The sequence below is a fragment of the Bacillus thermozeamaize genome (genome assembly GCA_002159075.1).
GTDB classification, from domain to species: Bacteria; Bacillota; Bacilli; order ZCTH02-B2; family ZCTH02-B2; genus Bacillus_BB; species Bacillus_BB thermozeamaize.
The window spans coordinates 1-24643 of record LZRT01000021.1 but is presented as its reverse complement, the minus strand read 5'-3'; the positions used below and the strand labels follow the sequence as shown (position 1 = coordinate 24643).

The following is a 24643-nucleotide window of genomic DNA, read 5'->3' as shown; positions in this document are numbered from 1 at the left end:
CTTACCCCAATTTCTCAACGTTTTTGCTCATCATCATTCTATGTGACACAAAACAAAAAGCACCGCGAGGGTGCTGAAAAACTTACAACACTTCCAGCCGCACCCGGCTGCCCCGTCCTCCTGGCTCTGCCGGTTCCACAATCAACCGCCGCGGCAGGCGGGCCTGCAGTTCAGGCACGTGGCTGATCACACCGATTGACAAATGGGAGCTATGCAACCTCTCAAGGGCCGTCACGACCGTATCCAACAGCTCTTGATCAAGCGTGCCAAAGCCTTCGTCCAGGAAGAAAAACTGCAAGGGATATTGCCCCCGCAGCTGGATGGAAGCGGAAAGCGAAAGAGCCAGGGCGAGAGAGGTAAGAAACGTCTCCCCTCCGGACAGACTGGAAACCGGGCGCTTCACCCCGCCGTTTGCGTCATCGCGGATGACAAACCCGCCTGAAGAATCCACCTCGATGGCATAACGTCCGCGGGTGAGTGATTTCAGCCGCTCCGAGGCATCCCGGCTGATCCGGATCAACTGCTCCTCGGCCATAAATTCCACGAACGCATTCCCCTTGAACACGTGCTGCAGTTTTCCCAGTTTTTCGCTCAGGGATTCCAGTTCCTTTTTCCGCTTTTCCAGCTCTAGATAGCGCTCGTGCTTCGTGGTGAGATCCTTCAGCGCCTCCATTGCGGCCCCGCGCACTTCGAGCCAGCGGTTCACATCGGCCCGGGCCTCCTGCAGCTGCCGGTTCAGCGCTTCCCATGCCTCTTCGTTCAGCGTGCGCCCGCCGAGCTGCTGCTCAAGACTTTTCAGCCGGGCCATAACCTGTTTTTTGGCATCATGGTGCGCATCGATCCATCCTTTATAGCGGTTGATCTCCTCCTGGGGCAACACCGCTTCCCTGACACCCTCGGGGTCCGCCAATTCCGCCCAGATCCCGGCCGCTCCTTCGCATTGCCGCTCCCACTTTTCCCACGCTCTCTTCAGGCGTTCCCTGGACTCATGCAGCGATTGCCGCGCCACAGCCACCCGCCGCTCTGCCTCCTGGCAGACTTTGGCCGCTTCTGCGTGAGCTGCGTAGGTTTCTTGTTCTGCGGCCGCCAGATGTTCCAGCCGGCGGTTCACGTCGGCCAGCAGCTGTTCCGGTTCCGCACCTTGGGTGATATTATCCAGTTCCCCTTTCCGCTCGTTCAAAGCGGCCTCTTTTTCCCCGATCTGGGTGGCCAGCGCGGAGAGTTGGACCGAGAGACGGTTTTCGGTGTCTTTCAGCTGTTCCGTCAACCGGGCGTTTTCCTCCAGAAAAGGAATGCTCTTCTCCAGACGCTGGCGCAATTGCTCCGCTTCCCGATCCTTTTCCATCAGCCGTCGCTGTTCCTCGGCGATCCCCTCCAGGGAATAATGGGGGTACGCGCATCGCCAGGCTTTCTTTTTCTCTTCCAGGTGATGTTGCAACTGCTCCAGCTTGCCGGCCATCTGACGGAGGGATTCCGTCATGTTCCGTAGGGTGAGCGCCGCTTCATCCTGTTCCCGTTTCGCCTGGCGAAGACCGGCGGCGGCCTGGCCCGCCTGCGTCTTCAGCGCCTGCACCTGTTCTTCCAGCCGCTCCAGCCGGTCCGTCCATTCCCGTACGGCCGCTTCAAGGCCGGCGAAGTCGGCCGGGTTTTGAACGTCATACGGAACGTCATGTTGAACGCCAGACGAAACGGCCGTCTCCCGTTCAGACTCGGAGAGTGGCTCAGAAGGCAATTCAAGCGTGGAGGGTAGGGGCAATCTGGGAAAGTCAACAACGGGCAGGCCAGGCAAGTCCTGGTCCCGCCCCAGTGCGGACAGCTCCTGGACCAGTTGCTCCTCGACCTGTTGCAGCGGCCACTTCAGATTGCTCACTCGCATCCGGAGCGACCCGGCCTCATTCAGCCACTGCCGCAGCTGCGCCAGCTCTTCTTCAAGAGCCGACCGGCGCTGCTCACCGCCGGATGCCTCCCGCACCGGCGCGGGATGTTCAGTGGAACCGCACACCGGGCAGGGCTGGCCTTCCTCCAGCGCCTGGGCCAGATGATGGGCCAAGAGCTTCACCTTCTCCGCCTCAAGCGCCTGCTGCCGCGCCTCGAGCCGCCGCTCGATGTGCGCCTGCAGGCCTGCCAGCGCCTGTTCCGCCCCTGCGACGGCCATGCGGCATTTCCGGACCGCCGCAAGCAGCCGGTCAACATCACGGAGATGTCCTGTCACTTTTTCCTGGTGCGCTTTCAGGCTTTCACGCCGGCTTTCCAGCTCCCTTTCCCATTTCCGGTACTCCTGCCGCTCCTCCGTTACCTGCCGCTCCAGGTGGTCAATCTCCCCCTTGGCCTGGTAGGCCTGCAGGATCTGCTGCCGCTCGGGGACAGAAACCTCACAACGGGTGAGCATCTCTTTCAATTGCCGCTGTTTCTCTTCTCCCCGTTGCTGCAGCTGCTCCTTTGCCTGCCGTTCCTGGCGGGTTTTCTCTAATTCGCGTTCCAGCTGACGCCGGCGGTTCCGCAAAGCCTCCACCTCAGCGGACAGCTCCCGGATCCGCTGGGCGAGCTGACGGGCCTGACTCAGCTGTTCCCGGCGAATCAGCAGCCGCGGTTCCTGCTCGGCCCGCCTCTTCCTGGCCGCTTCATAGGCGGATTGCGCTTCCAGATCGTGCTGCCTGGCCCTCAGCAGGCGGCTTTCCGCCTCCCGGAGCAGCCGTTCTCCATCGGCCACAGCGCGACGGCTATGGAGCAGCTCTTCGGCATAGGGCAGCAACCGCTCCGCCTCTTCCGCCCGGGCCACCGCCATTTCCCATCTTCCGATCTCCGCATCCTTTGCTTCCAACTGATTCAGCCGGCGCCGGAGTTCCTGCTGCTCCTGCTGCCATTCCCAAATCTGCCGCATCCGGCCCAGCTCTTCCTCCCGCTCGGCCAGCCGCCGCTGCGCCTGGGCAAGGCGCGCTTCGCTTTCCGCCACCTTGTCCTGCGCTGCCTGCAGTGCTTCCTTTGACGCGTCGCCCAAGCCCAGCTGTTCGGCCGCCACTTCCTTCAGCTGCGTTCCGGCCTGTTGCAGACGCCGGCTCAATTTCTCGCGCAGGGCGTCCCCGTATTTTTCCAGGTTGAAAATGCGTTGCAGCATCTCACGCCGTTCCGCGCCTTTCAAGGTGAGAAATTCGGCAAATTTCCCCTGCGGAAGGACAACGGCGCGGGTGAAATCTTCACTGGAGAGTCCCAGGAGCTCCTCGATCTTCTGGTTGACGATCCCCGCCTTGTCGGCCAGCACCACCTTCTCTTCTCCCGTTACGTCCAGGAGACGGCAGGCGGCCGTCCGCAGAGCGTGCTCCCCGGCGCGCCTGAAACTGCGCTCCACCCGGTACCGTCTGGTTTCCCGGGCGCCGCCCAGTTCAAAGGTGAAGGAAACCGCCAGTTCATCTTCGGCGTGGTTCAAGATCCCCTGGGTGTTGTTGGCGGCCCGTTCCACCTTGCCGTAAAGGGCCAGGGTAATGGCGTCCAGAAGCGTCGACTTGCCGCTGCCGGTCGGGCCAAAAATGCCAAACACCCCTCCTTCGCAAAGGCGGACAAAGTCCACCTCCTGGGTTTCCCGAAAACTGTGCAATCCCCGCAACGTCAGCGCGATAGGACGCATCGCTACGCTCCCTCCCCTTCCTCGCTGAGCAGCTCCAAGAAAAGACGCACCAGCGCTTCCTCCGGTTCGGCGCCGCCCGTTTGGCGCCGGTAAAACTGTTTGAACAGCTCCTCAATCGGCAGTTCCGCCGTCGCCAGCCGCTCCCTTCGCTCCTCAAGTTCCGGGAAAACCGGGCGGATATGGATGAAACCGGGGTGAAGTTTCCGCAAGCGGTGAATCTCTTCCAGAGAGAGCGCCTGCAGGAGGTGGATCTCCAAATCAATCCATGCCCTGGCGTCCCTCCCTTCCTCGATCCAGCGGTAAACCTGGGCCAGTCCTTCTGTCGCCTTCCACTGCACCAGGGGCTTCCCGCTGGTGAGATGAATCTCTTTCAGGATGGCGGCCGTCCCGGGTCGCACGTCCACCACCGTCACCGACTTGGCGTAACCCGCTTCGGAAAAGCTGAACGCCAAAGGCGAACCGGCATAGCGGGCAAGGGTCGGAGCCTGCTTCACATCTTGCGGGCGGTGCAAATGTCCCAGCGCCACATACTGGGCATGCGCCGGCAGACTGGAAGGCCGCACCGTATAGGCGCCGCCCACCTCGATGGGACGTTCCGAATCACTGCTGCTTCCTCCCGCCACAAACAGGTGGCTCATCGCCACATTGACCGTCGACGGCGAAAAGGCGGCCGACAGCTGATGAAAAAGATGCTTCACCCGTTCATCATAGGCATCCCGCAGCAGTTCCTCCTGCTGGCTTTCAACCAGCAGCTCATTCAGCCGCGACTCGGAAGGATAGGCCAGCGCCGCCAGACAGAGCACCTCCCCCGCCGCCGGGACGGGGATTCGGAGCGCTTCCCGAACCGGATAGCCGAGCAGGGTAATGCCCTGTTCCCGGGCCAACGGCGTGGCCGCCGCGAGGCGATCCGGGCTGTCGTGGTTGCCGGCAATGATCACCACCGGCCGCCTGCCCTTGTCGGCCAGGCGTGAGATGCTCTCGTAAAAGAGCTGTTCGGCAGCCGCCGGCGGATTCACCGTGTCGAACACATCGCCGGCCAACAGGACCAGATCAATGGCTTCCTCCTCCGCCAGCGCGCGCAGTTCATCCAGAAACTGCGCCTGCTCATCCAGGCGGCTGCGCCCCTCCAGCGTGCGCCCCAGGTGCCAGTCGGCCGTGTGCAAAATCCGCATCGGCTTTCCCCTTCCTCTCCCGATTCTCGAGCTTCCTTCATCCGTTCCTTCATCGTTTATGTCATCTTTTTTACGTCACTATCCCCATATCGCTTGCTGTGCGTCGCCCTTTCTCCGCTCGGCGGAAGCCAACCCCTTCATCGCCGCGTCGACACCCCATTGCGGGGTGGGGAGCGGAAAAAATGACTACGGCACAGGCAAGAGATGGCCGCCGTCGAAAAAGTAGAGCACCTTCTCCGCCACCGGCATTCCCCAGATCGCCTCCACCGCCCGGGCATACAGCTGCAACTGCAACGCATAACGTTCCTTCAACACCGGTTCGGCCTGCTCGAAACCCGCAAAAGGACCATAGATGGTGTCGGTTTTGTAGTCGAGCAGGACCAATCCCCGCTCATCCCGAAAGAGGCAGTCGATGACCCCCTGAAGCAGCACCACCTCCCCGGACATTCCTTGCGGCCCTCCCGCGGAAGTGCCTTGAAGCTCTCTCCCGGACAAGACGTGACGTTCATCCCCGGACACGCCTTGAAGCCCAACCCCGGCCATTCCTTGCGGCGCGCCGGTACGCTTCGCCATCCCGTGCACCTCTTCCGCCGGCAAGGCATAGCTGAACGGAACCTCCCGGCGGACAAACGGGGCAGCCAGGAGGCGCTGGCCGACCGGCGTCGCAAAAAGGCGAAGAATGCCCTCGACGGGGATGGCTGCCGCCTCCTCCGGGGTGAGCAGTTCCTGCTGGACCATCCGCTCGAGCCATTCCCGCAACTTTCGCTCATCCAAATCGGGCGAAAGGGGCAGATGCTGCATCACCAGGTGGGTGGCGGTACCCCGCTCTGCCGGCGTGAGCTGCCGGTTCTTTTGCAGGAAACGGGGCCGCTGCACCAGTTCGGAACGGAACATCGCGCTCGCAGCGGGCGCCTGAACAAGCGGCAGCGCCTCCTCATCCTCCCCGGCCTGCTGAAAACGCCGTTTCAACTCGCTCACCGTCTGCTTGGAGCGGGCGTGCGTCGCTGCCAGGTGGGGATAATCCCAGCTGAGGCGTCGCGCGACCTCTTGCTGGAACGGACTGCGCACAGGCACCGCTGCGCCTTCAGCCACGGCCTGCAGCAGGTCCGCCGCCGCCTGTTCCTCCGGAGAGGTACGCCCTTTCAGCTCCTCTTCGGGGATCACACGAACCTTCCATGAGGCAGGATCAGCGGCCACCTCGGGATGGGAAACGGCCACCACCTCAGGATTTGAGACAGCCGCCACCGCGGCATTTGCAACAGCCGGGTCCGCCGGCTCTCCGCTGCGCAGCGGCGTACCCTGGCGGTGGCGGGCGATGGCCGGTCCCAGCCAGTCGAGAAAGGAGCGGGCACGGGCGCGGGCCGTTTCCAGCAGAAGCCAGCCTTCTTCCGAAAGCGTCTCTGACCACTTCTCCCTGGCCTTCTGCCCGTCCCGCACCGTCCCGACCAGATAGAGTTTCTCCCGCGCCCGCGTCATGGCCACATAGAGGATGCGCATTTCCTCCGCCGCCGACTCCAGCTGCAGTCGCTTGCCGATGGCCAGCCAGGGAAGCGTGGGAATGCTGAGCCGGCGGATGGGGTCAATCAGGCGGCTGCCGATGCCTAAGTCCTTGTGGAGCAACAGATTGCCTCCCAGATCCTGCAGGTTGAACGATTTGCCCAGACTGCCCACAAAGACGACGGGAAACTCCAGTCCCTTGCTCTTGTGGATGGTCATCAGCCGGACCACGTCTTCCTGCTCTCCCAGCGCCCGTGCCACTCCCAGGTCATCCCCCCGCTCCTGCATCCGCTCGACAAACCGCAAGAAGCGGAAGAGGCCGCGGAAAGAGGTGGATTCGTACGCCCGGGCCCGGTCGTAAAGCGCCCGCAGGTTGGCCTGCCGCTGCTTGCCGCCCGGCATCCCGCCGACAAAGTCAAGATACCCGGTCTCCCGGTAAATCTGCCAGATCAGCTCGGAAAGGGCCCCCTGCCGGGCGCGGGCGCGCCAGCGCTCCAGCTGCCGGCAGAAGCGAACCACTTTCTCCCGCAACCCCTCATCCTCCAGGGAACGGCACGCCGCTTTCACCGCCTCCCAGAAACTGCCTCCCGGCTTCTGCAGGCGGATAGCGGCCAGCTCGTCTTCCCGCAGGCCCACGATGGGCGAACGGAGCACCGCCGCCAGGGGGATGTCCTGATCGGGGTTGTCGATCACTTTCAGCAGGGAAAGCATGGTGGCCACTTCCACCGCTTCAAAGTACCCGCCGGACAGCTCGGCATACACCGGGATGCCATGCGCCTTCAGCTCCTCCATGATGACCGGGGCCCAGGGCATCGAACGGAGCAGGATGACAATATCCCGGTAGGTGACGGGACGCATGGCGCGCCGATCCTTGTCATAGATCAGATAAGGCTTTTGGATGAGCGCCTGAATCTGCCGGGCCATCCAGCGCGCCTCCAACTGGGCGGTCTCCAGCTCCTCCTCTTCCTCCATGCCGGGCGCCGCCTGGCCCTCACTTTGCATCCTTCTGTCCGCATGGCTGGATTCCGTGCCGCCGGCATCCTCCTCTTTCTCCTGCCGGCCGCGGTCAATCACCACCAGCTCCACCTCGGTTCCTTCCGCATCGGGATAGACGGCCCCGGGTTTCAGCTCGGCCGCTTCATCGTAACGCACCTCACCCACCTGTTCATCCATGAGCTGCCGGAAGACGAAATTGGTGGCGGCCAGCACGGGCGAACGGCTGCGGAAATTGCGCGAGAGATCGATCCTCAACCCCCCGCCTTCGCCGGTCCGGGTGAACGATTTGTACTTCTCCAGAAAGAGTCCGGGTTCCGCCAGCCGGAAACGGTAAATGCTCTGTTTCACATCGCCGACCATGAACAGGTTGTTTCCGCGCGTCACCAGCCGGAGGATGGCCTCCTGCACCAGGTTCGTGTCCTGATACTCGTCCACCAGCACCTCGACAAATTGCTCCTGGTACTGCTGCGCCGCCTCGGAAGGGACCCGTTGCCCCGGCGCGGAGCCCTCGCCGGTCAACACCTGCAGGCAGAGGTGTTCCAGATCGCTGAAGTCGAGCAGTCCCTTCGCCTTTTTCGCCTCCCAGTAACGCTGCCCGAACTTCTGCACCAGCTGCACCAGGGTACGCATCACCGGCGCCAGCTCGCGCAAATCCCGCAACAAGGCGGCCGGCGGGCGGCTGAACAGCAGCTCGCCCATCTCCTGCAGCCTCCCCTTCACCTGCTGGCGCAACTGCTTCACCCGTTCCTTCAGCTCCTCCCGCGCCTCTTCCTGCCGGACCCTTGGCAGGGTGCCGAAACGCAACGCCTGAAAACCGGCATGCAGCTCCTCCCAGCTCTGTCGCGCCAGCAAAGCGTCGATCTGGAGCAAATCCTCCTCCAGCGTCCCGGCGTAGGCGGACGGGCCTCCCGGCTCCCGGCTGAGATCCAGCGCCTGTGCCAGCAACCGCCGGCACCCGTCCAGCTCCCGCCTCACCTCGCGGATGAGCTCCGCCGTCCAAGGCAGTTCATCCAGCGCCCGCCCCTCCGGCACCTCGTACCTGGCAGCCATCTGGTCAAGCCAGGCATCCGGTGAAGGATGAGAGCGGGAGAAATCGTAGAGGCGGCGGACCAGCCGCTGCACATTCACATCGCTGCGGTCCGAACCGTAGCGATCGACCAGATCGAAAAATGCGGCGTTGTCCTCCCGGCTGTACTCATCTTCAAACAGCGTCTCCAGCACTTCCTCCTGCAACAGTTCGCTTTCCACCTCATCCGCGATCCGGAAGTTGGGGTCCAAATCCAGCCGGTAATAGTACTTGCGCACCACCGACATGCAAAACGAATGGAGGGTGGCGATCATCGCCCGGTTCAACAGCGTCAGCTGGCGGCGAAGGTGGCGGGATTCCGGCCGCTTCTCCAGTTCCCGGGCCAGCGCCTCGCCAATCCGCTGCCGCATCTCCCCGGCGGCCGCATGGGTAAACGTGACGATGAGCAAGCGATCCACATCCACCGGCTCATTGGGGTCAGTGATTTTCCGGATAATCCGCTCCACCAGGACCGCCGTCTTGCCGCTGCCGGCAGCGGCCGCCACCAGGATGTTGTTGCCTGTGGCGGCAATCGCCTCCCATTGCTCATCCGTCCAGTGGCTTTCCGGCGGCTTCGGCCAGCGCATCATCGCGCTCCCCATCGCGTCCACCTCCTGCTTGCGCTTCGTATGCCCGAATCCGGGCCAAGATCTGCTCCGCCTTTTCCCCTTTCAGCACCCGGTAGGCATTGCCGTCCAGGGTCGGGTCAAACTGGCAGACGGGCCGGTACGGGCAGAAGGTACAGGCCGTCTTCTCCCGCAGCCGGAAGGGCTGGATGCCGTTTTCCCCGGAAAGCAGCCGCTCGCCGATGCGGCTGATCTCCGTGCGCACAAAGCGGCGCAAATGGCCAAAGTCTTCCCGCGAAATCACGGAGGAATGGCTGTAAAAGGTGCCGTCCTTTTTGATGCCTGCGGGAATGATCCGGGAGGTGCCCGTCTCCAGCGTCTGATCCATCAGCCGGATGACCGACGGATCGGCCAGGAGCAGCCCCTTCATCCGGAACTGCTTGAGCAGCTCCGCCTCCAATTCTTCTGCCGACAGCTCACGGGTCGCCCGGATCAGCGGCTGGTGCACGTGGAAGTAGAGGACACCCGCCGGTTGCGCCTCGCTGCCCAGCCAGTCTGGGGCATAGGTAAGCACCACATCCAAATAGACTAGCATTTGCCAGGCCAGCCCGTGGTACAGCTCGTCCAGCCGCAACTCCTGGCGGCCCGATTTGTAATCGATGATCCTGAGCAACAGCCCCTGCTCTCCAACCGCCTTGTCCACCCGGTCGATCCTGCCGACCAGCTCCAGCGTCATCCCGTCCGGCAAGGTGAAGCGAAGTGGCGGCAGGCTCTCGCCGGGGCCAAACCCCACTTCCAGGCCGACGGGTGAAAAGCCGCTCGCCCGCGCGTGTTCGCTGAGGATGATCGCAGCCTGGCCGACCGTCCGCGCCAGCTTCCGCTTCATGTAGTGATAACGGTTGGAACTGAGGAGAATCTCGCGGCCGATTTCAGGCGCCAGCTGGTCCACCGCCTCCCGCGCCAGGCTTTCACATTGCGCGCGCGTCAGTTCGTGCCAGTCCATCCCTTCCGCCCGCAACCGTTCGGTGATCTGCTTCAGCGCCGCGTGAAACAACTGGCCGATGTCCGGCGCTTCGAGACGGAACAGCGGGCGCTCCTTCAGCCGCAGGCCGTAGGCGGCAAAGTGCATGAACGGACAGGACTGGAACCGCTCCATCCGCGAGACGCTCAGCCTGAGGCGGCTTCCGTACAGGGCGAGACTTTGCTCCCGTGCCAACGGACGCGCCTCATTCCGGTAGAAGAGACTGGCCAGGAGACGGCGGGCCCGCGTGGACCACTCGGGGTGGAGGATCGCCCAGTTGTACACATCCCACCACAGCGTCTCCACAGGATACCCCCGGCGCCACTCCTGCAGGCGGGAAGTCAAATAGGAAAGGGTGGGGCCCGGATGGGCGACAAAATCCAGTTGATTCTCCGCCGGCGCTTCGTGTGGCGCACTCACAAGCAACCGCTCCTGAAGATGCGGCAGCCACTCTTTCATCCGGCGCACCAAAACGGATGGCAGGAGGGTGCCCCCTTCCTCATCCGCCAGGGGATAGGAGACGACCAGACGTTCCGCCGGCCGGGTCAGCGCCATGTAGATGAGGAACTGTTCATCCAACAATTGCTGCCGGCTCCCCGGAGCCAGCTCCACGCCCCGCTGCTGCAGCCATTCCCGCTCCTCCTCGGAAAGCATGCCGTCCTCTTTGGGCCGGGCCGGAATCACGCCCTCGTTGGCGCCGAGAATAAAGACGCATTTCACATCGGAGACACGCGAGCGCTCCATCTGAGCCACCAGCACCTGATCCAGCGCCGGCGGGACGAGGGCGAACTGCATGCTCTCGAGACCGGTCTCCAGCAGCTTGCGGAACAGATCCAGGGAGAGGGGCTCATCCCCCAGGATTTCCACCATCTGCTCCAACAGCTCCACCACGGCACCCCAGACCTGCTCGTGCTCACGCGCCCGCTCCAGCTCCCCGGCTGCCAACGCCTCATCCCGCAGCCGCTCGATTTTGCGCGGAATCTCTTGCTCTTCCAAAAAGAGGTAGATCTGTGCGCACTTTTCACGGACGGTTGAAGCCCTTTCCAGGCAAGTCTGGAGGCGGCGCAGCGGGGTGATGAGAAGCCGGCGCAGGCCGTTGAAGGCCTCCTCCTGTCCGTCCTCCCCATGTGTTTGGACAGAACCTTGATGCTGACGTATCCGTTTGTCCTCAAGTTCTTGTTCGGCTGCCTCCGGCGCTTCCGCTGCCTGCCCGCGGAGACGCCACGACGCCTGCTGAAACCAGCGCCCGCCCTGAATCCCGTGCGCCAGCACATAATTCTCCAGCCGGTCCACCTCATCGCGCAACGCCGCTCGCTTTTCGCCGGCTATACAGCCTGCCGGGAACAGCAACTCCGTCTTCAGGCAACGGAAAACCGCCTCATAGCGCCAGTTGGCATGGACCACTTCCAGAGCGGAACGGAGCAATTCGATCAAGGGATGGTTCAACATCGACCGCTTCTGGTCCATGAAGACGGGAATCCCGTAATCCTCAAAAATGGTTTCGATCAAGTCGTGGTAATCCTGGCTGTTGCGCACCATGATGGCCACGTCCCGGAAGCGGTAACCCTGATCGCGAACCAGGTGCAGGATCTCCCTCGCCACTCCCTCTACTTCCGCCCGGCGGTTGACGGCGGGAAGCAATTGCACCGCATCCGGGACAATACCTGAAACCTGCCCATCATGCGCATTCTGTTCGCCGGACAAATCCTGTTGACCGGCTAAAACATGTTCGCCATCCAGGCCCTGCCCATCATCTGATATTTCCGCAGCCGTGCCATCAAACGGCACCGACGGGTACACCTCAAACACCCGCTCGATGTGGGCCAGCTCAGGACTGGCAAAACGCCTTCCCCCGGCGAGGCACACCGGTTCCTCCATCAGGCAACCGGTCTCCTCCGCCGCCCGCTCCAACTGCCGGTACGTCCTGGCCGTCATGTAGAAAAGGGCCAAAGGATCAGGAAGTTCCTCCGGCACCCGGTCCAGCGTCAGCGTGACCGTCACCCGGCGGGCGGTGGCCAGGAGGCTGCGCACCACCGCCATCTCCTGCGGAGTGAAGCTGTGAAAACCGTCTATGTACACCTCCGCCCCGCGCAGTTCAGCGGAAAAAGGCACCCTTTCCGCCAGCAGGCGGAGCATGTCCTCGCCGTCCAGGTACTTGCCTTCCAAGTGCTTTTGCAAACGATCCAAGATCAGGCTGAGATCGTGCAGCTTGTCCGCCAGGATCACCTCCTGCGCCTGCACCGTTCCACGCGCCAGCAGTTCCTCACGCCGCGCGCGGAGCATCTCCGGAGTGACCGCATAACGCCGCAATTCCTCCGTCATCTCTTCCAGCTGCTGAATAAATCCGCCCGTATCGGCTGCCGTGGAAAACAGCCTCAGTCGCTGCTTTTCGTGCTCCACAATCTTCCGCAGCAACATATGGATTCCTGTCCGGTTCAGGAGATGACGGGTGATCCCTCCTGTCTCCTGCAAGACCCTCCAGGCCAGGCGGCTGAAGCTGTAAATCTGCAGCCGGATCATGCCCTGAAGCCTCTTCGACCGGATCAGCTTCATTTCCGACTGGAAGGTCATCTGCTCCGGCACCAGATAGATGACCGGCGGGCCCAGCGGATCCTCTTGCTGCTTTTGGATCATTTCCTCCAGGCAAAAGGTGGTCTTGCCGCTTCCCGACCGGCCGAGAATCATCCGCAGAGAAATGGCCGCTCCCTCCCTTGGTTGAACCGACTGATTGCAACATGCCGATGGAACATGACCAGACAATTTCACATGACCAGGTTGTAGGCCAAACTTGGCTTGAATCCTTGGCTCAGATTGCACACATCGCCAGGAAGAGAATCACTCGAAACTTATTTTAACACTATGATCCTGACAGATGGAGGTCAGGGAACATATTTTCGAAAAAGAAAATATAACACATTGAAAAATCTGAATATAAACGGTTCCCTTTTTGCATGGGATGGTTTATGATGAAAAGGATGAAAACGTGATGGAGGACGAAACATGTCAGAGCAATTGTTGCTGCAGATCATCGACAAGCTGAACGGGATGGACAAGCGTTTTGACCGGCTGGAACAACGGATGGAAAAATTGGAGCAACGAATGGATGCACTCGAGCAACGGATGGATGCGCTGGAGCAACGAATGGATGCACTGGAACACCGGATGGATCGATTGGAACAACGTATGGATACGTTAGAGCAACGAGTTGATGTACTCGAGAAACGGATAACTACCCTTGAACATCGGGTAAACCGAATCGAAATGGAACAAAATCGGCACGGCGAGCATATCCAGCAACTTATCCAGATCGTAGGTGCCATCCGCAGCCGGCAGGAAGATCTAGACAAAAAAGTGGATGCGCTCACCAAAGAAGTACAACGCATCCAGTATGACATGGCCTACTTCAAAGTGAAAAACGAGCGCCTTGAAAAGGTGCTGGAAGCCCTTGGCATCCGTCAACTGGAACAGGAATCGGAACTGCTTCATCTGAAACAGGCAAGATAGGAGAACGTCCTATGCGATCCTTCAGCGTTCTGTCCCGATCCGCATAAACGGCCTCATCAACCGGTTACTTTTTCCTTGTTCAAACAACCCGGTTATGACAGAAGCGGCACAGGGGCTACTAAGGGTGCAGCAACCGTCTTGAAGCCATCCTTGAAATCCCCAGGAAAATCCAATGACCCAGAAGCAGCAATGCCAAAAGCAGCTTTAACCAGCCTCCGATATGCAAATAAATGATAAATAAAAGGAGATTGGCAGTGATTCTGTGGATTCTTTTCCTAGTTTTGTTTGGCAACTTCTTGAGCAACACACCAACGACGGCAAGCATGGTTAGTAGAATGTAAGCTACCAATCCTGTTTGAATCGAATGCGACATATGTTCAGCATGCTCGGGGCTATATCTCAAGTCACTCACAAACAAAAAATAATAGCCATGGATCGAAATGAGCAACCAAACGAGAAATCCAATGAGCATATGATATTTTTTTGTTAGTATTAACACCGAAAACAGAATCTTTCCCTTTTTCTTGAACAAAAATCGATTGATATACCAAAGAGAAAAAGAGAACAAGACCAATATCAGTACAAAGTCCCCAATATAACTCCCCAGGTTGTTGATAGCCGTGTCTTTCTGCAGGAAGACAAACAATGCAAATAACGCGGCAATCATCAATAATAGCGACAAAAATGCAATGATATCCTTCTTGCTTTTTTCCAAGTTCGACACCTCTTGAATATTCTTATTAATATGTAAAAAATAACCTGAGGTATCCTTGATAAGCGACCTCAGGTCTCCATTTCTATTTCGATAGGGCCAATTCCTGCTTGCCTGCCCAAACTTTATACGCTTTTTCCTACAAATCCATGCGCACACCGTATTTTTGCAGCCATTCCTTACTCTGCTGGTAATCCGGCAAAATGGAAGCCACCAAATCCCAGAAAGCCTTCGAGTGGTTCTTGTGGCACATATGGCACATTTCATGCACGACGATATAGTCCAAGACCGGGGCAGGCGCCATGACGCAGCGCCAGTTGAACAACAGTTCATCCCTCGCCGTGCAGCTGGCCCAGCGCTTCTTTTGTTCCTTGACACGTATCGCGGCCGGTTTCTGCTCAAAATAGCGCTGGTAATAGGCCACCCGCTCCTTCACTTTCTCCAGGGTCTTGGCGCGGTACCACCGCTCCATCGCCTGCCGGATTTTTTGTTCGTCTTGATCGGGCGTTGTCACGTAAAACTTCCCCCGGTAGAGTTTCACTGCCGGTTTTTTGAGACTGGCATCCAGAATCAATTGCAGGGAATGGTTCCTGCCCAAGTACAGAAAAGATTCGCCGTTGACAAATTCCCGCCGGATGGGACGGGACTCGATTTGCCGGCACAACAAAAGTTTCTGGACGATCCAAGACGCCCGGCCGTACACTTTCTGCAGGATCACCTCTTGCGGCGTCCCCTGAGGAGCCACCACGGTCACCCGATCCGGCGGCTCGACGCGAATTTCCATCGTCTTCCGTTTCCGGTAGATCACTTCAAACGGGATGGTTTTTGCGCCGAATTGTATCTGCATGGTTTGTCTGTTCATCTTTTCTCTGTTCATCAAAAACCCCTCTGAGAATCCCCTGTATCCAAGACCGCAAAATGTTTCTTCGCCAGTTGAAGCAAGGGTTGCACCAGTTTTTTGCGCACGTCCAATTTGATCTGCTTGAAGTATCGCCGGTTCAACAGCATATAGATGGCATGCTGGATGGCATCGGTCTTGGCCGGATTGTCCACCCACTCCATGATGTAGTTCTCCCGTACGATCTCCGCCACGTCACGGGCGATGTCTTTCGCGAGATCGATCAAATCCTGGCTGATGTATTCCACCCGCCCCTCCCGGGCCACACCGGCAAGGCTTGCGCCTGATCGGCCGCCTTGCTGCCCGCTGGCTTCCGGTTGCGCCCCTATCTGTTCCGTATCTCCCTGTTCCGTCAGGTATTTTTTCACCACTTCGAAAAAGGCGTATTCCTCTTTGGACAGGCCCAAGGCCTCGGCCTCGCTCTGTTCGCCGCTCTGCACCTCCTCCATGAAGGCTTGCAGGCGCTTCCTCCGCTCTATCCAGTCGTTCCGGGTTTCCTCCAGGATTTTCCGCAATTTCTCCAACAGGCTGGTGTAATAGACCGGGTTGTCATCCAGCCGGACGTGGATCACATGGCGGATGGCGTGCTCCATGCTGGAAGCCACCGCCTCATCGGAATGCAGTTTCTCCACCTTGTCGTGGAAATCGGGATCAAAGAGGGTCATCGGTTCAATCCACTGGTGCACGCCCTTGGCCTGGAGATGGTCCGAAATGAGCTTTTTGACTTTTTCCCCGCAATCGGAAATGTCCAGTTTTTTTTGCGGCTCAAAGCGCGCCTTTGCCGCCGCGCGGATATAGGACAGCCAGCGCAGATCGTTGATGTGCTGGGTGGAAACCCTGCCCGGCAGCAATTGTTCCAGCGTCGCAGCAAACCGCTTGTAAGCCAGTTCAAATTCGGCCCGTTTGTCCTCCGGTTCGATCCGCTTGACCAATTGATCCAGGTTGTCGGGATCAACCCCCCTGAACATGCCCATCACCGCTTCCCGGTAGGAAAGCATCTGCTGGTAAACCGAATCGAGGGACTCCATCGGCTTGCCCAGTTCTTCCCGGTCAAAAATGGCCAGGGCTTCCTCCAGAAAATTGGAGACGCCGTAATAATCCACCACATAACCGCATTTCTTGCGGTCGCCGCAGGTGCGGTTCACACGGGCAATCGCCTGCAGGAGGTTATGTTCTTTCAACGGCCGGTCCAGGTACATCACCTGTTCGATCGGCGCATCAAAGCCGGTCAAGAGCATGTCCTTCACGACAAGAAAGGCCAGTCTGCTCTCCTGTAACGGCTTCTTGAATTCGCGGATGATCTGGTCCTGTTCCGCCTTGGCGGTGTGATGCGCTTTGAGATGCGGCGGATCGTTCGGGCTTCCGGAAAAGATGATTTTGACCTCCAACGGTTCGCCGACGATGTCCATCATATGCTTGTTCAGGGCGCAGTAATACTTGACGCAGGCTTCACGGGAGACGCAGACCACCTGGGCCTTGAATCCGTTGGGATACACCCATTGCTTATAATGTTCCAGAATGTCTTTGGCAATCTCCTCGATCCGCTCATCCGCCTCGACGATGGACTGCTTGGTCACATATTTCTGCTTGATGGCCTCTTTTTCTTCTTCCGTCCGGTCTTCAAAGGCCTGTTCAAACAGTTCTTCAATCGTCTCCGCCTTGATTTGCAGATCCGGCTTGCGGCCTTCGTAGACGATCCGGACGGTGGCCCCGTCCTCCACCGCCTGCTGGATGGAATATTTGTCGATATAGGAGCCAAACGTTCGGGGCGTGGATTTGTCCTTCTTGTCAATCGGCGTTCCCGTAAAGCCGATAAAGGCCGCGTTGGGCAGCGCCATGCGCATGTTGCGGGCCAGCCCCTTGTACTGGCTGCGGTGCGCCTCATCGACGAGAACGATCACGTTGGATTTGGTGGTCAGGGCCTCCATCTCTTTTTCCTGATGCAGGCTGGTCCCCAGTTGTTCATCGCGCAGCGCTTCCTCGTCCTCTTTTTCGTTCTGGAACTTCTGGATGGTGGTGAGGATGATCTGCGGCTGCGCCAGGGACAGGAGTTCTTTCATCTGTCTGACGGTCTCCGCCCGGACCGGTGTGGTATACGCCGACAGGGTGCGCATAAAGGTGCCATAAAGCTGCTTGTCCAGGTCGATCCGGTCCGTCAGGACCACGATGGTGGCATCGGCCAGTTCGGGCGTCCGGCGGATTTTCCGGGCCAGATAAACCATCGTCAAGGATTTTCCGGATCCTTGCGTGTGCCAGATCACTCCGCCGCGGGAGAGGGCATCCTTCCCCTGAACCAGGCGCTCCAGCGCTTTGTTGACGGCCCGAAACTGCTGGTAACGGCAGATCTTTTTCACCCGCGTTTCCCCATCGGTTTCAAAGAGGATGAAATGTTGCATGATGTCCAGCAAGTTCCGCTTCTCCAGGAGCCCCTGCAGGAAGAGGTTCTGGCCAAAGTCTTCCACCTGCGCAATCTCTTCTCTTCGGAACGGATACGGGTCCTTCCACTCCAGGTAATGGCTGTACCCCGAACTGATGGTTCCCACGTAGGCATGGTACTTGTTGAGAATCCCCGTGAAGAAGTTGGTATAAAACAGCCGCGGCGCCCCCTCCGCCTTGGCCGCGCCCCGCTGGTTCATATAACGCCGCAACTGCTCAAAGGCCTCTTTCTTGCCCACATTTTCATGTTCCCGTCGTTCCAGGAACGGCGACTTGCATTCGAGGACGACAACGGGAATGCCGTTGATGAAAAGGACAATGTCCGGGATGATCTTCTCGTCGGGCCCCTGGACGACAAACTGGCGGGTGACGAGGAATTCGTTGTTGTCGATGTTCTCCCAGTCGATAAACCGGACGGTGTGGAATTTCTTTTGTCCCGTCCCTTCCAGATCCTGTTCCAGCGCAAAGGTGAGGTTGACGAGGGCATCATGGATTTTCTCGTTGATCTCCAACAAGGATGCCCCCAGCCCTTCGGCACGGGTCAGATAACGGACCGCCTTGTTCAGGTTGGTTTCGTCGATCCAGGGATTGAGCCGTTTGAGCGCCCGCCTTAACCGCTGGATCAGGATCACATCGCTATACGACTCCCGCTCGCCGGTTTCCGGCGTCAACTGATCCCCATGGATGAACGGGTAACCCAATTTCTGTTGTATGTACTCAATCGCCGGCAATTCCACCAGCGATGCTTCGTTGCCGAGATAAGGGTGCGCTGCCATCCCGTTTCCTCCAATCACACCTTGACGCGGATCTTTCCCGTCAACAGTTTTTGCATCAGGCCTTTTTTGAGCCTTTGGAGCCGTTGTTTTTGGGAGTCGTAGATTTCTAACATGGAATCAACTCCCGTCAATATATCTGATATTTCTTTTTGTTCCTCCAACGGCGGCACAGGAATCTTGATGCTTTGCAAATGGGATCTGGTAATCCTCTTTCTCGTCGTTCCTTGTTCAAATTTTTGCATCTCTTTCAGGTTTCTTTCAGTGTTTAAGTAATAATTGATAAATCGATTATCATATTTCTTCTTATCAACTTTAACAATCGTGCAATCAACAGATGTTATCATTTTTGTTCCTAAATCAGGCACAACACATGATCGTCCTGCGGGTTCGGCCATTCTGCATATCAGAATGTCTCCCGGTTGAACTTCTTTGCATCTTAAGTCGGCGAATGTTTTTAAAGATATATACTTTTTATCTTCCTTTTCAATAAATTTTCCGATTCCAATGTTTCCGGTTTGAATGAGCCGAATCCCATGATCCGTTATATGTTCTGCTTCAATCCAATCGCCATCTGTAAATGCATTCTCTTTCGCAGGATCTTTCACTTCGATTAACCTCTTGACTTCCCACGCCTCCGGAATCTCTCCCACTTCCGTCTTTTTGAACCGGGTATGTCCGATTCCCTTCGTCAACAGTTTCTGCATCAGGCCCTTTTTGAGTTCTTCGGTTTTCCCGATCAACTGTTCGGTCCGCTCAATCTGCTCGTCTACGGTTGACAAGATGTCGGCGATTTTTTTCTGTTCGGGAAGAGTTGGAATCATGATTGGAATGCTTTCGATTTGTTTCCCGCTAATGTTCGGTTGGGCTCCGCCAATAGCATAATTCCAAATCTTCTCTTGAAAGTATCTGTCACTCATCACATAATAGATAAATTTATTGTCAACTTTATTTGAAATAGGTTTTAATTTTCCTACGCGTTGGTTAAGCAAACACGGCAAATCTCTTTTATCAACCATTCCCACTTTTCCTGTTGTTGCTCCTGACATGGCAATGACGATATCATTTTCTTTGAGAAAAAATTCTTCCGATATGTCTTTCGCTATCTTTTCCGGGTAAAAGACGCAATTTAAAAAGCTCAATTTGCCTTCGGATATATTTGAAATCCTAAGGATTTTAATTCCTTGATCATGAAAATGTTCACTTTTGAATGCATATCCTCCAATGATTTTCATATGTCTCCCTAAATGACTCACTTCCCATTCAACCGGAATTTCCCCCAACTCCGTCCGCTTGTAGCCTTCTCGTACCGCATCCATGCCCTTCATCGTTTTATATCTCCTCAAATCCCAGTTCTTTCAGATAGGCATTCAGTTTCTTTTCCGTCTCCAGGTATTGCGCCTTCAAGGAGCGGATCTCCCTGATCATGCCGGCAATGTCCACTTCTTCCTCTTCCGGCGTGGTGTCCACGTACCGGCTGATATTGAGGACATAGTCGTTTTCTTCGATGGTTTCAAGCGCAACAACCGCCGCATATTTGTCCACATCTTTAAATTCGTCATACGTCAGGACAATCTTTTCAATATCCTCTTCCCGCAGTTTGTTTTTGTTGCCGTCCTTCACATATCCCTGACTGGCGTCGATGAAAAGGATTTTCCCTTTTCGCTCTTGCGGTTTGTTCTTGTTGATGATCAACAGCGCCGCCGGAATGCTGGTGCCATAGAAAATGTTGGCCGGCAAGCCGATGATGGCTTCAATCAAATCATCTTTCACGAACCCTTTCCGGATTTTGGCTTCGGCACCGCCCCGGAACAGCACGCCGTGCGGAATCACCGTGCCCATTTTTCCTTTCGCGTTCAGGCTGGCCACCATGTGGCAGACAAAGGCCAAATCGCCATAGGATTTTGGCGGCACGCCATAGGGAAAGCGATGGAACGGATCGGCCTGGGCTTCTTCGTAGCCCCAGTTTTTCAGGGAGAACGGCGGATTGGCCAGCACCTTGTCAAAGGTTTTCAGGACGCCGTCTTCCAGGTGCTTCGGATCGCGGATGGTGTCCCCCTTGCGGATGTCCGCCCCTTTGGCATCATGAAACAGCATGTTCATCTTGCAGATGGCCCAGGTGCTGAGGTTGATTTCCTGCCCGAACAGGGAGACATTCCGCCAGTTGCCCCCGTTTTCCTTGATGTATTTGATGGCTTGAATCAGCATGCCGCCGCTGCCCACCGTGGGGTCATAAATGCGGTCTCCTTCCTGGGGTTTCAGGATGCGGGTGAGGAGGCGGACCACTTCGGTCGGGGTGTAGAATTCACCGCCCTTGGCCCCGCCGTCGTCGGCAAACTTTTTGATCAGGTACTGGTAGGCGTCCCCCAGCACATCTTCGTTTTCCAGGTTTTCATTGGCCAGGTTGACGGTATCAAACAGGAGGAGAAGCTGGGAAAGTTTTTTGTCCGGCACGCGTTCTTTGTCGTTATAGTTGGCGGTGGTGAGGACGCCGCTTAATTCCCTGTTTTTCGGCTCATCCTCAATCGCCTTGAAGGCCTTGTCCAATTCCGGCCCGATGTTGAACGTCAGGTTTCTCAACTTCTCCCACCGCGCCGCCGGAGGTACGAAAAAGGACTCATAGGTATAGGGATCTTCCAGCAGCTCTTCCACTTCCCGCGGATCCATCCCCTCAGCCAAAAACTCTTGGCGTTTTTGCCGTCGTTCCGCATCAAACTGGTCGTTCATCCGTTTCAAAAAGAGCATCCCGAAGATGTAATCTTTGTATTCGGCAGCGTTCAGTTCGCCGCGCAGCACGTCCGCAGCGTCCCACAATACGCTTTCCAGTTTCTGCAAGGTCAGTTTCTCCATCCGCTCTGCCTCCAACTCTTCTGTCCTCTATCATTTTACCACGAGGTGATCAGGCGCGCTTCTATAAAAATAAAAGCCAACATCTGTCACATGTGATCGTGGATAGATAGTTTCATTATACAAGGAATCAATGACATGGGATTGTCAGCGAACAAGCATTTGCCAACCCTATAAAGGCTTTAAGAAAACAAAAAGAAGGCGCAACATCTTGCGCCCTCTTCGTTTTTCTAAGTAAACGAATCCCTCTCTGCGGCATATTTCAGCAAAACACTAGCCAATTTCATTCAGCGATTTGGCAAGTTCGATAAAAAACGGAAGCGACTCTGGATTGCTCATCGAATCCGGGTTCACCGCCTTTTCGAGAGGATGGCCGAGAAGGATCCGGCGTATCGGCACTTCCATCTTCTTCCCGTTTAACGTCCTGGGGATTTGTTCCACGGCGTAAATTTCGTCCGGCACGTGACGGGGTGACACTTCTTTCCTGATTTTGTCCTTGATGGCCGCCTTTAATTGTTCGTCGAGAACAACCCCGGGTTTCAACACGACGAATAAAGGCAGAAATGACGGGCGTCCCAGCAGCTCCAGATCCACGATCAAGCTGTCAAGCACCTCATCCAAAGACTCGACCGCCTGGTAAATCTCGCTTGTCCCCATCCGCACCCCATGCCGGTTGATGGTGGAGTCGGAACGGCCGTAAATGATGCAGCTGCCGCGGGATGTGATCTTGATCCAATCGCCGTGCCGCCAGACACCGGGGTACATGTCAAAATAGCTCTCCTTGTACCGCCGGCCGTCGGGATCATTCCAAAAATACAACGGCATGGAGGGCATCGGTTCGGTCACCACCAGTTCCCCCACCTCATCAATCAGCGGCTGTCCCTGTTCATCAAACGCTTCCACCTTCACGCCGAGCGAACGGCATTGAATCTCTCCCGCCCGTACGGGAAGCAGCGGCGAACCGCCCACAAAGGCGGTGCAAACATCCGTGCCTCCGCTTGCGGAAGCCAGCCAGAGATCTTGCTTGACATGTTCATACACCCAGGCAAACCCTTCGGGTGTCAGCGGCGAGCCGGTTGAGCCAAGCGCTTTCAGTTTGGACAAATCGTATTTTTTCCCCGGATCTGCTCCCGCTTTCATACAGGTGGCAATGTAACCGGCACTGGTGCCGAAATAAGTCATCCCGGACTTCTCCGCCAAATCCCACAGCACATCGATGTCAGGATAAGCCGGACTGCCATCGTAGAGAATGATGGCAGCGCCTGCCAGAAGCGTCCCGACCAAAAAGTTCCACATCATCCATCCGGTGGTCGTGAACCAGAAAAACCGATCATCCTCCGTGATGCTGTTTTGTATGACAAACGATTTGAGTTGTTCGATTAAAATGCCGCCCTGCCCCTGCACAATCGGCTTGGGCAAACCGGTTGTTCCCGAAGAATATAGCACCCACAGGGGATGGTCAAACGGCACCTGTTCAAACGACAGCTCTCCGTCCGTTTGCAGTAAATCATCCCACAGCACGGCATGATGCGGCAGTTTGGCATCGGTCCTTTCATCCAGGTATGGCACCAGAACCGTCTTTTCCAGCGACGGCAGAGCAGCCTGCAGATCGGCCACCACGGACATCCTGTCGTGCGGTTTGCCGTTATACCGATAACCGTCCACGGCAAAAAGGATTTTAGGCTCAATTTGCTTGAAACGATCAATCACGCTGGGTGTGCCAAAATCGGGAGAGCAGCTTGACCACACCGCGCCGATGCTGGCGCAGGCAAGAAAAGCGATGACCGTCTGGGGAATATTGGGCATGTATGCGACAACGCGGTCGCCGGGTTTCACTCCCAGACGCTTGAGGGCATTGGAAACGGATGCCGTCTGTTTCCTTAACTCATCCCATGTGATGGTTGTCAGCGGGTGATGCTCAGACCGAAAGAACAAAGCCGGTTTCTCTGCGCGAAAGTTGCGGAAAATATGTTCCGCGTAGTTGAGACGCGCCCCCGTAAACCAGCGCGCGCCAGGCATTTCCCTTTTTTCCAACACTTTCGTGTAAGGCACCGAAGCCTGAACCTGCGTATATTCCCAAACCGTCTCCCAAAAATCCTCCAGCTGATCCACCGACCACTGCCACAAGGCGTGATAATCATCAAACGCCAGTCCCCGCCGCTCGCCGAGCCACTGCATGTACCTGAACATCCCCGACGATTTCTTGCGCTCTTCCGTTGGTTCCCATAACAATGTCCCCTCTGAAATCGTTGCCATGCACGCATCCCTCCACAACAACAAGGATATAAGAGCAATATTCTTAAATAATATGGTTGGTTGTTGTTTCATTATAATGATTAATAACATATTTGCCAAACTATTTTATCAAGCACGTCGCCAAAAAAGGATCATTTGTTTTGAATACATCAACGGCAGAGTCCTACTTTGAGCTTGCCGGGACAATGATTCCGTTGCAACGTGCCATTTCGATCGAGTAGGAGGGGGCGACTAACCCCCGTCCCCCCACACCACCTAGCATGCGGGTCCGCACTAGGCGGTTCGCCAACCTTGACGAATTTCGAAATATCTTTCCGTTAAACTCATCAGTCCTTGGGATTTCCAATAGGCAATTCCAAGGGCTTTGTGCATTTGAGGCGTTTTGCTTGTACGCCATGCCCCTTTTCGGGTGTTGGCCAGTTTATGGACATCTCTTTCCGGCAGTCCGAGGGCTCTCAGCATCCGGTATCGGGTCCGGACCCTTTTCCATCTCGACCATAGGACAAGACGAAGCCTTCGCCGAATCCATTCGTCCAATGCTTTCAGGGTGCTTGGCGTTTCCATCAGTGCGTAGTAGCCCATCCATCCCATCAGGTAGCGGTTTAAATCTTCGATGATGGTTTCCATCGAGGTGAGATGGTTCCCCTGTGTCAGAGAACGAATTTTGTCCTTGACCCGTTTCAGCGATTTCGGGGCAATCCGGATCCTCGCTTCTTTATGGAATGTGAAACTAAACCCCAGAAACTTCCGCTTCCATGGGCGGTCTACGGCACTTTTGGCCTCATTGACTTTGAGTTTTAACTTCTTCTCCAAGTATTTCGTGATGCTTCTCTTCACCCGTTCTCCGGCCCGCCGCGTTTTGACGTAAATGTTGCAGTCATCGGCATAGCGGACAAATCGAAGTTGCCTTCGTTCCAGTTCTTTATCCAGGTCGTCCAAGAGGATGTTGGCTAAAAGCGGGCTTAAGGGACCACCTTGCGGCGTCCCTTCCTCACTTCGGACACGGATTCCTTCGGCCATGATTCCCGCTTTCAAGTAAGCGCGGATGAGTTTCAGAACCCGTTTGTCTTTCACTTTCCGAGCCACTCGGCTCATGAGGATGTCATGGTTGACCCGGTCGAAGAATTTCTCCAGGTCGATGTCAACCACATACCGGTAGCCTTCCCGGATGTATTCTTGTGCCTTCCGGACTGCATCGTGTCCCCGTCGTTTCGGACGAAAACCGTAACTGTGCGGTGAGAATGTAGGGTCGAAGATGGGTGTGAGCACTTGGAGGA

General features: G+C 57.0%; 12 protein-coding genes. 1 reads left to right on the top strand and 11 read right to left on the bottom strand.

The features are described from left to right. Positions 1-82: 82 nt before the first annotated feature. The 4 genes from BAA01_11285 to BAA01_11270 form a co-directional block, all read right to left on the bottom strand. A complete protein-coding gene (locus tag BAA01_11285; GenBank protein ID OUM90120.1) occupies positions 83-3622 on the bottom strand; it encodes a hypothetical protein in 3540 nt (1179 codons plus the stop codon). Between the two features lie 2 nt (positions 3623-3624). Next, the gene (locus BAA01_11280; GenBank protein OUM90119.1) at positions 3625-4794 is read right to left on the bottom strand and encodes an exonuclease sbcCD subunit D; all 1170 of its coding nucleotides are present in this window, start codon (positions 4792-4794) and stop codon (positions 3625-3627) included. Between the two features lie 186 nt (positions 4795-4980). Further along, the gene (locus BAA01_11275) at positions 4981-8955 is read right to left on the bottom strand and encodes a helicase-exonuclease AddAB subunit AddA (protein ID OUM90118.1); all 3975 of its coding nucleotides are present in this window, start codon (positions 8953-8955) and stop codon (positions 4981-4983) included. Beyond that, entirely contained in the window at positions 8900-12625 is a 3726-nt protein-coding gene (locus BAA01_11270; protein ID OUM90117.1) for a helicase-exonuclease AddAB subunit AddB, read from the bottom strand. Before BAA01_11270 ends, BAA01_11275 begins: the two co-directional genes overlap by 56 nt. Before the next feature lie 315 nt (positions 12626-12940). On the opposite strand from BAA01_11270, the gene BAA01_11265 reads away from it, so the two are divergent. After that, entirely contained in the window at positions 12941-13444 is a 504-nt protein-coding gene (locus BAA01_11265) for a hypothetical protein (protein ID OUM90116.1), read from the top strand. 118 nt (positions 13445-13562) lie between these two features. Here the strand turns inward: BAA01_11265 and BAA01_11260 are convergent, their stop codons facing one another. From BAA01_11260 to BAA01_11230, 7 genes are all read right to left on the bottom strand, one after another. Next, positions 13563-14159, bottom strand: coding sequence for a hypothetical protein (locus BAA01_11260; GenBank protein ID OUM90115.1), 597 nt, complete (start codon positions 14157-14159; stop codon positions 13563-13565). 136 nt (positions 14160-14295) lie between these two features. After that, entirely contained in the window at positions 14296-15003 is a 708-nt protein-coding gene (locus BAA01_11255; GenBank protein ID OUM90135.1) for a metal-dependent hydrolase, read from the bottom strand. A gap of 29 nt (positions 15004-15032) precedes the next feature. Next, on the bottom strand, positions 15033-18266 hold the full coding sequence (locus BAA01_11250) for a restriction endonuclease subunit R (GenBank protein OUM90114.1): 3234 nt from the start codon (positions 18264-18266) through the stop codon (positions 15033-15035). 14 nt (positions 18267-18280) lie between these two features. Further along, complete coding sequence (locus tag BAA01_11245; GenBank protein OUM90113.1) at positions 18281-19591, bottom strand: hypothetical protein; 1311 nt, start codon at positions 19589-19591, stop codon at positions 18281-18283. 4 nt (positions 19592-19595) lie between these two features. Further along, on the bottom strand, positions 19596-21113 hold the full coding sequence (locus tag BAA01_11240) for a type I restriction-modification system subunit M (protein OUM90112.1): 1518 nt from the start codon (positions 21111-21113) through the stop codon (positions 19596-19598). 270 nt (positions 21114-21383) lie between these two features. Beyond that, positions 21384-23366: an acetoacetate-CoA ligase gene (locus tag BAA01_11235; protein OUM90111.1), complete on the bottom strand. Its 1983-nt coding sequence runs from the start codon at positions 23364-23366 to the stop codon at positions 21384-21386. 273 nt (positions 23367-23639) lie between these two features. Then, positions 23640-24643: group II intron reverse transcriptase/maturase (locus BAA01_11230; protein ID OUM90110.1), on the bottom strand; the 1004-nt coding region annotated here is incomplete at its 5' end.